Origin of the sequence: Kribbella sp. NPDC048928 (assembly GCF_043197975.1) — a bacterium.
Lineage (GTDB): Bacteria > Actinomycetota > Actinomycetes > Propionibacteriales > Kribbellaceae > Kribbella.
The window spans coordinates 102,559-116,256 of the sequence record NZ_JBICUC010000004.1 but is presented as its reverse complement, the minus strand read 5'-3'; the positions used below and the strand labels follow the sequence as shown (position 1 = coordinate 116,256).

Sequence of the window (13,698 nt, the reverse complement as noted above, 5' to 3'; positions counted from 1 at the left end):
GCGCGCGGCATTTGCCTGGCAGACCCACGAATTTGCCTGGCAGACCTACCAAATATGGGGTTCTGCACCCTGGACCACGGTGGGGAACCCCATATTTCGTGGGTCTGCCAGGCAAATTGGTCGTTCAGGGGTGGGCTGGGCCGGAGGATGCTCGGGGGCGGAGTTCGCCGGCCGGGGCTTCCTCGTGGAGGGTGCTGCTACCGGTGATGATCCGCAGCAGCAGGTCGGCGGCGGCGCGGCCGCGTTCCATCGTCTTCTGGTCGACCGCGGTGATCCCGGGCCGCGCGAGTTCGCACAAAGGCGAGTCGTCCCACGCCACCACGGACACTTCGTCCGGTACGGCCGTACCGAGATCCAGTGCCACGCGCAGCGCCGCGACGGCCATCAGGTCGTTCCCGAGCACGATCGCCGTCGGCGGATTCGGCCCGGTCAGCAACTGCCGGGTGAGCTCGGCGCCGTCGTCGTACCGGTAGCTGCCCTCGATGTGCCGCACCGTGATCCCGTGCTCCGCGGCCTGCTCGAGCAGGGTCTGTACGCGCAGCCGCTCGTGGATGAAGTTGAACGGCCCGCTGATGTGCGCGATGTCCGTGTGCCCGAGCTCGGACAGGTGCTCGAGCAGCAGCGCAACGGTCTCCGTCGGCGAGCTGATCAGCCGTCCGACCGTGTCGTCCGGCTCGTTCGAGCTGACCACCACGCACGGCACCCCGAGCTCCTTCAGCAAACCGATCCGCTGGTCGTTCTCGAGCTCGTCGAACAGGATGAACCCGTCGACGCGACCCTGCCGCGACCAGCGGCGCAGTACGTCCAGGTCCTCGCCGTGCTCGCCCGTGAGTCGGAGCAGCAGCGAGGAATCGACCTCGTTCAGGTACTGCTCGATGCCGACCAGCGTGCGCATGTAGAACGCTTCGGTCGAGATCAGCGAGGGGTCCCGCGCGATCACGATGCCGATCGTCCGGGTCCGGCTCGCGGAGAGCGCGACCGCCGCGGAGTTCGGGTGAAAGCCCAGCTCCTCGGCCAGGGCGAGCACCCGTTGCCGGGTCTCCTCGCTGACCCCGGCGCGGCCGTTCAGCGCGTACGAGACGGACGCCTTCGAGATGTGCAACCGGCGGGCGAGGTCGCTGATCGTGACTCGATGACTGCGGCGGGTACCGCCCGCCGGGCGGTCGTCGTCGGCGCCGGAGTCCGCAACGGTTCCGCTCGTCGTCATCGCCCGGCCGCCCCTCGCACAGACGGAAAAGTGTTCATGTCAGACCGGAGATTAGCAGCGGCATTTCGGCCCGAGGGCGTATCTCCCACTCCCACGCCTACTGCGCGGCACTCGACGGGCACCTCGCCGAGCGGGAGCGGAGGGCACGATGAAACCCGCATCGAACCCTCCGCTCCCGCTCGCCGAGGCACTCCGCCGAGCACCTGCTCGCTACGGCGTGGGAGTGGGAGATACGCCCTAGCGCTGGCCCGGAGATTTGGATAGCGTTTTCCCATGGTGCCGAACGAGCCGTTGCGACTGGATTTCCTGCCTTGGGAGTACGCCCGCAAGGCGTCCGACGACGAGCGTGACCGGCAGGCCGAGCGGCAGGCGCGGCTCGGCGGGTCGGTCGAGCTCGGGGCCGACGTGTACGTCGCGGAGTCGGCCGCGGTGTACTGCGACGAGCTCCGGATGGGGGAGCGTTCGTACATCGCCGCGCACGCCTACGTCACCGGCCGGATCGCGCTCGGCTCGGACTCCACGATCAACCCGTTCGCCGCGGTCCGCGGCGAGGTGACGATCGGCGACGGCGTCCGGATCGGTGCGCACACCTCGATCCTCGCCTTCAACCACGGCACCGCCGCCGGTACGCCGGTCTTCCGGCAGCCGATCACCGCCCGCGGCATCACGATCGGCGACGACGTGTGGATCGGTTCGAACGTGACGATCCTCGACGGCGTGACGATCGGCCCGCACTGCATCGTCGGTGCCGGCGCGGTCGTCACCAAGGACATCCCGGCCAACTCGGTCGCGGCCGGCAACCCGGCCCGCGTCCTCCGCTCTCGGACAGGAGTTTCCGTGTCAGGTGATCTGCGAACCAAGCTTGCCGACTTCGCCGCGCAGGCCCGCGGCCAGGTGGACGACGTCCTCGCGCGCTCCTGGGACGGATCGCGCTTCGTCGACCGTCCCGGTATCGACCGCGAACCGGAGATCCGGCCCTGGTGCGACGCCATCGAGATCGCGGACCTGCTCGTACGCCGGACGCCTGCCGGCCACACCCGCGACGACCTCGTCCGCCGGCTCCGCGCACGCCAGGACCCGAAGACCGGACTGGTATCACCGGGAGACCTGTCCGACGACGGACTGGGTAAGCCGTCCGACGTCGAACTGTCGGTCCTGGAGGGTCCTGCGAGCTACCACGTCCTGTGCGTCGGGTACGCGCTGCAGGTCCTCGGGAGCAGCTTCGAGCATCCGATCACCACCGACTTCACGCTCGAGGAGCTGGACAAGTTGCCCTGGGCAAGAAGGGCGTGGTCGTCCGGTTCCGGCATCGATGCCCTCGGTACGGCGCTGGCGCGAAACCTCCACGACCACAAGGAATCCGGGCCGCTCGAGCTCCTCATGGGCTGGCTCGTGACGCGCGTCGATCCGGCGACCGGGGCCTGGGGATCGGCGCATCCGGACGACGGCCTGCTGCAGGTCGTGAACGGTTTCTACCGGCTGACCCGTGGTACGTACGCGCAGTTCGGCCTCCCGCTCCCGTACCCCGAGCAGGCCGTCGCGACCGTACTTGCCCACAGCAACGACCGGCGGATGTTCACCGGCGACAACTACAACGCGTGCAACGTGCTCGACGTGATCCACCCGCTGTGGCTGGCGCGCAAGCAGACCACGTACGGCGAAGCGGACGGCCGGCGCTGGGCCGAGGAGCAGCTGCGAGCAATCCTGCCGCGCTGGGTCGATGGCGCCGGTTTCGCGTTCGCGCCGGACGGCACGGACGACCGCGCGATCCCGGGCCTGCAGGGGACCGAGATGTGGCTGGCGATCATCTGGCTGCTCTCCGACTACCTCGGTCTGTCCGATGCTCTCGGCTACCGCCCGCGCGGTGTGCACCGCCCGGAGCCGCTGGTCTGACCCACTCTGCGTGGTACAGCGGGTTCATGCTGGAACAACTGCGTGGACGGCTGGTGACACCTGAGAGCCCGGACTGGGAGCAGGTGCGCAGCGGGTGGAATCTGTCCGTCGATCAGCGTCCTGCTGCTGTCGTTGAGGCAGCGGGGCCGGGTGACGTCGAGCAGGTCGTCAGGTACGCGCGTACGCACGGGCTGCAGGTTTCTGCGCAAGCTGGTGGGCACGGCGCGACCCATGCTCTCGACGACACGATCGTCGTACGTACGGATGCACTGGACGAGCTCTCTGTCGATGTGCCCGCTCGCAGCGCCCGGGTGGGTGCTGGTGTGCGCTGGGGCTCGCTGCAGGGTGCCCTGGACGGCACGGGGCTGACCGGACTGCCCGGGTCGTCCGCGAGCGTGTCAGTGGTCGGGTACTGCTTGAACGGCGGCTTCTCCTGGTTCTCCCGCCCGTACGGGAGCGGTGCGGGCAGCCTGCGCGCGGTGGAGCTCGTCGATGCGGCTGGTGACCGCCGGTGGGTCGACGACGCGAGCGATCCGGACCTGATGTGGGCGCTGCGCGGTGGCGGCGGGAACTTCGGTGTGGTCACTGCGGCTGAGGTGGAGTTGCACCCGGCTCCTGCGATCACAGGTGGTCGGTTGATGTTCCCGATCGAGCAGGCGGCTGCGGTGCTCACGGCGTACGGCAAGGCCACGCAGGAGGCGCCGGAGAGCGTGACGCTGTGGGCGTACCTGGTGCACTACCCGCAGTCGCCGGCGCTGCCCGAGGCCGTGCGCGGCAAGTCGTTCTGCATGGTCGACGTGATCACACCTGACGGGGAGCTGGACGGCGTGCTGGCGACGGTCCGGTCCGCTGGGACCGTACTGTCCGAGGTCATCAGGCCGCTGCAGCCCAGTGAGGTCGCTGACCTCAACTCAGTGCCCACGCCGCCACAGGCGCTGTCGCTCATCACCTCTGCATTCCAGGAGGTCACCCCGGAGCTGATCGGGACGCTGCTCTCGTACGCCGGGGAGCCCTCACTGATCTTCCAGGTCGCGATCCGGCACCTGCGGTCCGGCGGGGTGGGCGGCCGGCCCGGTGCGGCGGCCGCGGACCCGGTAGCTCCGTACATGGTCCTGGCTGTGTCCATCGTGCCGTCGCCGGAGTTGCAGCAGGCTGCTGAGGATCAGCTACGCGCGTTGCAGGAGGGGCTGTTGCCTTGGCGTACCGGGTACATGCCACCGTCCGGGCTGTCCGCGTGGAACACCCTGCGGGACTGCTACAGCGAGGCGGACCTGACGCGGCTGCGGGAGATCAAGCGCCGCGTCGACCCCGATGACACGTTCGTGGGGAACTTCCGCCTACCCTGACCACGTGGACCCCCGCACGCGCCGACTGGTGACCTCCCTCGTACTGGCCGCCCTGGTCGCCATCGTCGTCGTGGCGGCCTTCCTCCGGTAACGTCCGCCTGCATGACTGTGCACATGCCGCGACTCCGTCGCGGCGGGTCACGGGGCTCTAACTCCCGCCCTTCCCTCGTCGCTCCGGTCGCTACGCTCCCTCCACTCCTCAGTCCAGGCCGGGAGGCCCCGTGACCACCTCCGCCACCGGTGAGCGTTCGTCGTACTTGTTGCGGGCCGGGATGGTTCGTAACGTGCGGTCGGGGGAGCACCTGACGACGTTCGTGGTGTCCGGGGTGGCGACGGTGCTCGTGACTCGGCTGTTCCTCAGCCTCAGCGGGTACCCGCAGATCGGCGGCAAGGGCCTGCACATCGCCCACGTCCTCCCCGGCGGGCTGCTGATGCTGATCGCGATCTCGCTGCTGCTCGGGTACGTCGGCCCGGTTGTCCGGCCGGCCGCCGCGACGGTGGGCGGGATCGGGTTCGGGCTGTTCATCGACGAGGTGGGCAAGTTCGTCACGTCGGACAACAATTACTTCTACAAGCCCAGTGCCGCGATCGTGTACGTCGTCTTCGTACTGATCGTGCTGGGCTTCCGCTTCCTCACCACGCGGCGGCCGATCGACCCCCGCGAGGAGCTGGCGAACGTCATCGACCACGCCGTCGAGGGTGTCGCCGGCGGACTGTCCCGTCGCCGCCGCGCCGAGGCCGAGGAACTGCTCGGCCTGGTGCCCCGCGAGGTGCGCGGGCGGCGTGAAACCACCGAACTGCTGTCCGTCTGCCCGCCTGACGAGGTCGAGTTGGCGGCACCGGTGGACGCAGCGTGGCAGGCAATCCAGCGCGGGTTCGAACGGCTCGCCACGCACCCGAGAACGCCCGCGGTAGCGGTCGCCGTACTGGCGATCCAGGTGGTCGGCGCGCTCGTGATCGCAGCCGTACTCGGAAATGGGTTCAACCACCTCCCGGTGCTGGGGGTGAGTGCTGGGAGCTTGCTGTCAGCAACGTTCACGGTGCGCGGTGCACTGCAGTTGCGGAAGGGCAACCGGGCGCGGGCGGTCCGGCTGTTCGAGCTGGCGGTGCTGGTGTCGTTGCTGATGACACAGGTCTTCCAGTTCGCCGCGACACAGTTCGCGGCGGCCGGTGGCATGCTCCTGGACCTGGTGATGCTCGGGCTGCTCCGTGCGGAGCGGGAGCGCATGCGACGCGTACTGGACGACGCCGCGAAGGCTAAGACGCACCGACTGCCACCCGAGCCGGACCTTCCGCCGTTTCCGGAGGATCCGACGGACCCGGTGTAGCTTTCCAGTTCTCGCGGCGGCCGATCAGTACCGGTGACATGGTCGCGATCAGGTAGATCGCACCACCTGCGAGCAGTGCCGGTGCCAGACCGATCGCGGCGATGCCGGCACCCGCGACCACGCCACCGAGCGGTACGCCGGTCCAGCAGGCCGCGTTGGACAGCGAGTTGACGCGGCCGAGCAGATGGCTGGGGATCCGCTCGACACGGATCGCACCGAGCACCGGGTTGATGAAGCCGGCGCCGATGCCGCCGACGGCGTACACCGCCATCAACGCCCAGACCGGCGCGTCCGTCGCCATCGCGACGAACCGCGGTGCTCCGGCGATCAGGAACGCGAGCGTGAAGATCAGCTTGCGTGGAATGCGGTCGCCGATCGCAGACGCCAGCAGGGCGAACGCGGTGGCGGTCACACCGAACGAGGTGAGGATCAGGCTGGTGTGGCCGGGGCCGTAGCCGTGGGACTTGATCCAGACGGGCAGCAGTACGGTGCTGGTCGCGGCGTCCAGCAGGTTGGTCACCGCGATCATGGAGACCAGCGGCAGCAGGAGCCTGTCGGTGCGGAGGAAGTTCCAGCCCTCCAGCAACCTGCGTCCGTACGGCTCCTCGGCGCTCACCACCTGCTTGTCCTGCTTGGGGATCCAGCGGGCGATCAGTACGGCGCAGATGCCGAACGATGCGGCGTCGATCCACAGGGCGTTGACCGCTCCGACCAGGGTGATGAGTCCGCCGGCCAGTGCGTACGCGAAGAAGCCGGCCAGACGCTCCGTCGTACTCTCCAGGCCGGTCACTCGCTCAAGCGGAACCTTGGCGGCTCGGGCGATGTCAGGGATCAGCGTCTCCTTGGCGGAGTCACCTGGACCGCGGAGCGCGCCTGCGATCGCGACGAGCACGAGCAGGATGGGGAAGTGCAGCAGGCCGAGCGTGTGCAGGAGCGGTACCAGTGCGACCACGCCGGTGCTGGCGGTGTCTGCCAGGACGCTGATCCGGCGTGCGCCGACCTTGTCGATCAGCGGTCCACCGACTGCCTTCACGATGACCAGCGGGGCCATCTCGGCCATCGCCACCAGGCCGGTCTTGATGGGGGAGCCGGTGGTGATCAGTACGAACCAGGGGATCGCGATCGCGCTGACGCGGGTCCCGCAGATCGACACGACGTTCGCCACCAGGAACGCCACCAGGGGCGCACGGTCCTTCTGCCTCACTGCTGCTCCTACCGGGTCTCGCGGGGGAAGGCCTGGATCTGGACGGTGACCTGCTCGGCGCCCTCGGGCAGGGGAGCGGTGAGGTCGGCCGTCTTGTACTTCTCGAGGACCGCGAGGACCTCCTGCATCATCGCGCCGAGCTGGTCGGCGCGGAGGTGGAAGAAGAAGTCCGAGAGCAGACTGGCGTCGCGCCAGTCCTCCGGCATCGTCTGCATCGCGTCGATGAAGCCGAAGATGTTCTCGGCGTACGTCTGGCCGACACCGTGCAGGAAGCCCAGCGCGAGCTCCGGCTCCTGGTCCAGCAGCTCGGCCTTGTCGAACTCGGTGCCCTGGTGCGCCGACTTCCACCACCGGTCGCGGGCGTTGCCGCGGCTGTCGTCCTCGGCGACCAGACCGGCGTCCGCGAGCTGCCGCAGGTGGTAGCTGGTCGCACCGGTGTTCACCCCGAGCCGGCCGGCCAGCGAGGTCGCGGTCTGCGGGCCGTACACCCGGAGCAGACCGAGGATCCGGTTCCGCATCGGGTGCGCGAGGGCCCGGACCAGGTGCCGGTCCAGGCGCACGGTACGCGCTGCGTCTGCTGCGCCGTCTGCTGTGGCGCCCGGGGTGGTGTCGTCGCTCATGACTGAAGCATAGGACTGCAAAGACTCTTTGCAAAGAGATTTTGCAAACGAATTGTGCGATTGGTTGTCCACAGCTTGCAGATCGGTGTGCCGGGGTGGGGCGGATCGCGGCATCTTCTCTGTCGACCACGCATCCACCGAGGAATGGAGACCACCGATGATGCGCGTGACCCTCGAGGACGCCGACTACTGCGACCTCCCGGCCGACCTGCTGACGTTCGACGACGGGGCGGTGGTGTTCTGGCGCAACGGCGAGGAGGTCGGCCGCCACCGGCAGGCCCGGATCAGCTCGCTCCAGCCGCTGAACCCGCGATCGATGACCCGCAAGATCGAGAAGGCCCGCAAGACCCACCCGAACGCCTTCCGCCAGTGGAGTCCGGACGACGAACACACCCTGGTCGAGATGTACAACAACGGCGCCACCCTCGACCACCTCATCGAAACCCTCGGCCGTCAGGAGGGCGGCATCATCACCCGCCTGAGAGGCCTGGGCCTCCTGGAAGAGGACCAGAGACTCCCCTGACCGGCTCTGTGCGCGAGTGCGGAGGTGAGGGGCGTCCGGGGCGGGTTTTGGGGTCGGGACCGGTGGTCGGGGACAATGGGCTGATGCAGCTTGAGGTGCGGTCGGGCGAGCCGGCGCAGCCGGAGGAGTCCGGGGCGCTCGGCGTGGTGCGTGCTGCGTTGCTCGATCGGGCAGGACTCGTGCGGGCGCTCGGGTCGGGCCGGCGGCGGGGGACGGAGGCGCCGGCGTACCTGCGGGCCGAGGTGCGGTACGTCGATCTGAAGGGGCAGCGGCACCTGCAGATCACCGAGTTCGACGAGCGCCAGGCGCATACCCGGAACGTGCCCGCCGAGGACCTGGAGAAGGCCGTCGACGAGCTGCTCGACGTCGGGTACGGGTCGTGGCACGTCGAGACGACGAGCGAGACACTGCGGCTGCGGTACACCAAGAAGGGCAAGGAGCTGCTGCATCGCCAGGAGGACACCCGCGAGCAGCAGACCGGCCACGACCGGGTGAAGCAGCGGGTGCTCGACCCGGCGGCGCCGTTCCTGATCGAGCTCGGGATCAGCGACCACCAGGGCCGGGTGAAGCCGTCCCGGCAGGCGAAGTACAAGCAGATCGAAGAGTTTTGCAAGCTGCTCGCGCCGGCACTGGACGAGGCGGTCGCGGCGGGGCGGATCGCGGCAGGCCGGCCGTTGCAGGTGGTCGACCTCGGCTGCGGGAACGCGTACCTGACGCTGGCGGCGTACCACCTGCTGACCGCGGGCGGGCACGACGTACGGATGACCGGTATCGACCACAATCCGGCGGCTCGGAAGCGGAACACCCGAGTCGTCGAGGCGCTCGGCTGGGAGCAGCATCTGCGGTTCCTGGACGCGACCATCGAGGGCGCCGAGCTGGATGTGCAGCCGGACGTGGTGCTGGCGTTGCACGCCTGCGACACGGCGACCGACGACGCGCTCGCTCGGGCCGTTCGCTGGGAGGCCGCACTGGTTCTCGCGGCCCCATGTTGTCATCACGACATCCAAAAGCAGCTGAGAAGCGTCACACCACCGGCGCCTTATGCGCTGATGACCAGATATGGCATCGTTCGTGAGCGGTTCGCCGACGTCCTGACGGATTCCCTGCGGGCGGCGGTGCTGCGACAAGTGGGGTACCGAGTGGAGGTCGTGCAGTTCGTGGACAGTCAGCACACGCCGCGCAATCTCCTGCTCCGCGCCGCGCGGACCGGGGCCAAACCGACTCCCGACCTGCGCGCCGAGTACCAGGCAATGGTCGACGAGTGGCACGTGAGGCCCAGGCTGGCGCAACTCCTGCTCGATCCCGAGGTGGTTTCGTGAGACAGCTCCGGACCGCGGTCGCGCTGCTGGGTGCGACGCTCTGCGCCCTCGCCGGGGCCGCACTGCCGACCACCGCGTCGGCGGCCGGGACCGCGGACCCGACGGCGCCCGCGCCGAAGAAGCTGTTCTCGATCAAGGACGACCGGATCAAGGAGTCGTCCGGCCTCGTCAAGAGCGCCAAGCACCAGGACCTGTACTGGACCGTGAACGACTCCGGTGACAGCGGCCGGATCTACGGCGTCGACCTGACCGGCAAGGTGAAGGCGGTCCTCCGGTTCGGCGCGAAGGTCAAGGACGTCGAGGCGCTCGGGATCGACCGCGACGGCACGCTGTACGTCGCGGACATCGGCGACAACAAGGCGAACCGGGACCAGGTCGAGATCTACACGATCCCGGAGCCGGAGACCCTGCAAGGCGACTCCAACGTCAAGTACCACCAGTACGACTTCCAGTACCCGGACGGCGCGCACGACGCCGAGACGCTGCTGATCGAGCCGGGCACCAGCCAGCTGTACATCGTGACCAAGGCGCTCAAGGGCGCCGGCACGATCTACGCCGCGCCGCCCGCGCCGAGCCGCCAGGGCACCAACGACCTCAGCAAGCTCGCGCCGGCGCCGGAGGGAGTGATCACCGACGGCACGTTCCTGCCGGACGGCCAGCGCGTGATCCTGCGGACGTACACCGACGCCGCGACCGTGGCGTGGGGAGACACCCCGACCGCGATTGCCCGCGGACCGGTGCCGCTCGGGCAGGGCGAGACCGTGGCGCTCGGCCCCACCGACAACACCGTCGTGGTCGGCAGCGAAGGTGCGAACTCGGGCATCTACCAGATCCAGGTGCCGGCGAAGACGACCACCGCCAAGACCCCGACCGCGAGTGCCACCCCCAAGGCCTCGACCGCCCCGGACAGCAACAGCTCCGACTCCGGCAAGAGCCACAACCTGCGCTGGATCATCATCGGCGCAGCCCTGTTCGCCCTGCTCATCACCGTCTTCACCTTCCCGCCGGGCCGCCGCGAACGCCGGGACCGTCAAGCCGAAAACGCCCGCCTCACCGGCCAAGGCACGCAAACCCCCCGCCGCCGCCAACACTCCTGACCCCACCAGCACCCGGCACCCCGCGCTGCGCTTGCCCACCCAGCAACCTCCAGGGGCCGGGACGAGTGCAGCCGCCGGCCCGGTGGGGACGGCGGCTGCTGGGTGGAGCGCGGTGCTTCGGGTGGCTACTTCAGGTTCTCGACGACGTAGTCGATGGCCTGGGTGAGCTTCTCGACGTCGTCGGGGTCGACGGCCGGGAACATCGCGACCCGGAGCTGGTTGCGGCCGAGCTTGCGGTACGGCTCCGTGTCGACGATCCCGTTCGCGCGCAGGGTCTTCGCGACCGCGGCGGCGTCGATCGCGTCGTCGAGGTCGATGGTGCCGATCACCAGCGAGCGGGCGTCCGGGTCGGCGACGTACGGCGTCGCGTACTCCGACTTCTCGGCCCACGTGTACAGCCGGTTGCTGGAGTCGGTCGTCCGGCCGACGCTCCACTCCAGGCCGCCCTGGCCGTTGATCCAGTCGGTCTGCTCCGCCATCAGGAACAGCGTGGCCAGCGACGGGGTGTTGTACGTCTGGTTCTTGCTCGAGTTGTCGATCGCGGTCGCCAGGTCCAGGAACGCCGGGGTCCAGCGGCCGGAAGCGGTGATCTCCTCGACCCGGGCGAGCGCCGCCGGGCTGAGCACGGCGATCCACAGGCCGCCGTCCGAGGCGAAGCACTTCTGCGGGGCGAAGTAGTACGCGTCGACCTCGTTGATGTCGACCGGCAGGCCGCCGGCACCCGACGTCGCGTCGATCGCGACCAGCGCGCCTTCGTCGGCGCCTTCGACGCGCTTGACCGGGGCCATCACGCCGGTGGAGGTCTCGTTGTGCGGCCACGCGTACAGGTCGACACCGGCCTCCGCGACGGCGACCGGGCGGGTGCCGGGCTCGGCCTTGACGACGCTCGGGTCGCCGAGGTGCGGCGCCTGCTGGGCGGCCTTCGCGAACTTCGAGGAGAACTCGCCGAAGCTCAGGTGCTGGCTCTTCTCGCGGATCAGCCCGAAGGTCGCGATGTCCCAGAACGCCGTCGAGCCGCCGTTGCCGAGCACGACCTGGTACCCGTCCGGCAGCTGGAACAGCTCGGCCACGCCGTCCTGGACGCGCTTGACCAGGTTCTTGACCGGGGCCTGACGGTGGGAGGTGCCGAGCAGCTTCGCGCCCTCGGTCGCCAGTGCGGCGACGGCTTCCGGGCGAACCTTCGACGGTCCGGCGCCGAAGCGCCCGTCGGCGGGCTTGAGCTCTGCAGGAATCGTAATATCGCTGGTCACCAGCGGTTTCCCTTCGTCGTCTGCACTTCAGTAGGCCGACGACGCTGTCAGCGCGCTCCATCTTCGCACACCTCGCCCAACCACCCCGCCCCAGGCCCACCGCCCGGACACCCACCCCCGCACCTTGTGCACCACATCCGTACGCAGCACCCGCCGAACACGGACCTGGTGCACAAAGTCGGCGCCGACGGCGCTACTCGTGTTTGCGGGTGGTGTTTTCGGTGCCGGTCAGGACGGCTACGGGGCCGTTGGGGGTGTCGGTCCATTCGCCGCAGGCGCCGCCGCCTTCGGCTACCTCCAGGGCGAGCTCGGTGCCGTCCATGCGGAGGGCAGGGTGGTAGTACTGCGCCACGCGCTCGGCCTCGCCCTCGATGTAGTGCCCGATGAGCGCGCGCCGGAATCGGTCCGTGGTGACGTTCGGGTTGCTGCCGTGCACGAGCGCACCGTGGAAGAACAGCACGTCGCCCGGTTCCATCTCGACCGGTACGGCGGCTGCGGCGGTCGGCAGCGGCACCGTGACGTCGGTGAAGCTGACCGTCGTGTCGGCCTTCTCGGTGCACAGGATCGGCCAGCGGTGCGAGCCGGGTACGACCTCGAGGCAACCGTTCGCGACGTCGACCCGGTCAAGCGCCATCCAGGCCGCGATGCAGGTGCCCGGATCCGCCTTCAGATAGAAGTTGTCCTGGTGCAGCGCCTGCCCACGCGAGCCGGCCGGCTTGAAGTAGACCATCGTCTGGACCGCGTACGGCGACCTGCCGAGCAGCGCGGTGATCACCTGGTCGATGCGTGGGTCGATCAGCCACTGCAGCGACGCGTCGTCCCAGCGATGCATCTGCCCCAGCCGCGGGTACCGCTTGAGTGGGTCGCGGCTGGTCGCGGTGTCGGCGGAGAAGTCGTGCGCCCGCGGTCCGTGCTTCCGGACGGTCATGTAGTGGTCCCGCAGCCGTTCGGCCTCGTCGGTCGAGAACAGCCCCCGGACGAGCGTATAGCCGGCCTGCTCGAACTCGTCCCGGCGTACGTCGGCATCGAGGTTGTATGAAACGCTCATGTACAGCTCCCGCATCTGTGCCATAGGGTTCCAGCAGACCCCATTTTCCTGCGAACTGCTCGTACCGGACCACGGACGATTCACGCGAGGACTTGAACTTTTGATGCACCGGATCGTGCGGATGACGCCACCGACGTTCTGGCGGTGCGAGCCCAGTTGGTCCTGGACCTCGCGGCGGCTGGCGGATCACCTGCTGTGGTGTGTGCTCGACGGCCGGGGTGAGCTCGAGCTCACCGGCGATCGGCAGGAGCTGCATCCGGGGGTGTGCGCGGTGTTCAGGCCCGGTGACGCGCCGCGGGCGACGCACGACCCGCACCGGCGGCTGCTGGTCTTCGGCATGCACTTCGACGTCACGAGCGACAACGAACCAGCCGCGCCCGAGCCGCGCTGGGGCGAGGTGCTGGACCGCGAGTTCCTCGGAGTACTGGCGCGCACCAGCGACGCCTACTTTCGCCGCGGCGACCCGCTCGGCCGCCATCAGGCCGAACTGTGCCTGGAGCAACTGATCGCACTGGTCCGGGACGCAGTCCACCGCCCGGACCGCACCGCCACCGACACCGCGGTCGACGAGATCGCCCGGCAGCTCCGGCAGGACCCGGGCCGCGAGTGGACCGTCAGCGAGATGGCCGACGGTGCCCTACTCAGCAGGGCGCAGTTCACCCGCCGCTTCATCAAGCAGTTCGGTATGTCCCCGGCGCAGTACCTGATCCAGGCGCGGATCGACCGCGCGCACCAACTGCTGACCGAGAGCGGGATGACCGTCACTGAAACGGCCACCGCTCTCGGCTACACAGACGTCCCGTACTTCAGCCGCCAGTACAAACAACGCACCGGCCGCACCCCCAGCCAGGACCGGTAGGCGG

At 69.1% G+C, this 13,698-nt stretch carries 12 protein-coding genes; 7 read left to right on the top strand and 5 right to left on the bottom strand.

Annotated elements, in window-relative coordinates:
• Positions 1–124: 124 nt before the first annotated feature.
• A complete protein-coding gene (locus tag ACGFI6_RS18425; RefSeq protein ID WP_393119951.1) occupies positions 125–1,207 on the bottom strand; it encodes a LacI family DNA-binding transcriptional regulator in 1,083 nt (360 codons plus the stop codon).
• A 273-nt stretch (positions 1,208–1,480) separates the two neighbouring features.
• On the opposite strand from ACGFI6_RS18425, the gene ACGFI6_RS18420 reads away from it, so the two are divergent.
• The 3 genes from ACGFI6_RS18420 to ACGFI6_RS18410 all read left to right on the top strand — a co-directional run bounded on the left by ACGFI6_RS18420 (position 1,481) and on the right by ACGFI6_RS18410 (position 5,774).
• A complete protein-coding gene (locus ACGFI6_RS18420) occupies positions 1,481–3,100 on the top strand; it encodes an acyltransferase (protein ID WP_393119950.1) in 1,620 nt (539 codons plus the stop codon).
• A 26-nt stretch (positions 3,101–3,126) separates the two neighbouring features.
• Positions 3,127–4,446, top strand: a complete 1,320-nt coding sequence (locus ACGFI6_RS18415) for an FAD-binding oxidoreductase (RefSeq protein ID WP_393119948.1) — start codon at positions 3,127–3,129, stop codon at positions 4,444–4,446.
• 221 nt (positions 4,447–4,667) lie between these two features.
• Entirely contained in the window at positions 4,668–5,774 is a 1,107-nt protein-coding gene (locus ACGFI6_RS18410; RefSeq protein ID WP_393119946.1) for a hypothetical protein, read from the top strand.
• Here ACGFI6_RS18410 and ACGFI6_RS18405 read toward each other — a convergent pair.
• Together ACGFI6_RS18405 and ACGFI6_RS18400 are read right to left on the bottom strand one after the other, a co-directional pair.
• Complete coding sequence (locus tag ACGFI6_RS18405) at positions 5,704–6,978, bottom strand: MFS transporter (RefSeq protein WP_393119944.1); 1,275 nt, start codon at positions 6,976–6,978, stop codon at positions 5,704–5,706. The genes ACGFI6_RS18410 and ACGFI6_RS18405 overlap by 71 nt on opposite strands.
• Positions 6,979–6,986: 8 nt before the next feature.
• A complete protein-coding gene (locus tag ACGFI6_RS18400; protein ID WP_393119942.1) occupies positions 6,987–7,598 on the bottom strand; it encodes a helix-turn-helix domain-containing protein in 612 nt (203 codons plus the stop codon).
• A gap of 157 nt (positions 7,599–7,755) precedes the next feature.
• Here ACGFI6_RS18400 and ACGFI6_RS18395 point away from each other — a divergent pair, with 157 nt between their 5' ends.
• The 3 genes from ACGFI6_RS18395 to ACGFI6_RS18385 all read left to right on the top strand — a co-directional run bounded on the left by ACGFI6_RS18395 (position 7,756) and on the right by ACGFI6_RS18385 (position 10,537).
• Positions 7,756–8,121: a hypothetical protein gene (locus tag ACGFI6_RS18395; RefSeq protein ID WP_393119941.1), complete on the top strand. Its 366-nt coding sequence runs from the start codon at positions 7,756–7,758 to the stop codon at positions 8,119–8,121.
• 83 nt (positions 8,122–8,204) lie between these two features.
• Entirely contained in the window at positions 8,205–9,440 is a 1,236-nt protein-coding gene (locus ACGFI6_RS18390; RefSeq protein WP_393119939.1) for a class I SAM-dependent methyltransferase, read from the top strand.
• On the top strand, positions 9,437–10,537 hold the full coding sequence (locus tag ACGFI6_RS18385; RefSeq protein WP_393119937.1) for a hypothetical protein: 1,101 nt from the start codon (positions 9,437–9,439) through the stop codon (positions 10,535–10,537). The genes ACGFI6_RS18390 and ACGFI6_RS18385 overlap by 4 nt, the downstream gene beginning before the upstream one ends.
• 125 nt (positions 10,538–10,662) lie before the next feature.
• Here ACGFI6_RS18385 and serC read toward each other — a convergent pair whose 3' ends face one another.
• Both serC and ACGFI6_RS18375 read right to left on the bottom strand, forming a co-directional pair.
• Positions 10,663–11,787, bottom strand: a complete 1,125-nt coding sequence (serC, locus tag ACGFI6_RS18380) for a phosphoserine transaminase (protein WP_393119935.1) — start codon at positions 11,785–11,787, stop codon at positions 10,663–10,665.
• A 193-nt stretch (positions 11,788–11,980) separates the two neighbouring features.
• Complete coding sequence (locus tag ACGFI6_RS18375) at positions 11,981–12,835, bottom strand: phytanoyl-CoA dioxygenase family protein (RefSeq protein ID WP_393119934.1); 855 nt, start codon at positions 12,833–12,835, stop codon at positions 11,981–11,983.
• Between the two features lie 103 nt (positions 12,836–12,938).
• On the opposite strand from ACGFI6_RS18375, the gene ACGFI6_RS18370 reads away from it, so the two are divergent.
• The gene (locus tag ACGFI6_RS18370) at positions 12,939–13,694 is read left to right on the top strand and encodes a helix-turn-helix domain-containing protein (RefSeq protein ID WP_393119932.1); all 756 of its coding nucleotides are present in this window, start codon (positions 12,939–12,941) and stop codon (positions 13,692–13,694) included.
• The last annotated feature ends 4 nt before the right edge of the window (positions 13,695–13,698 follow it).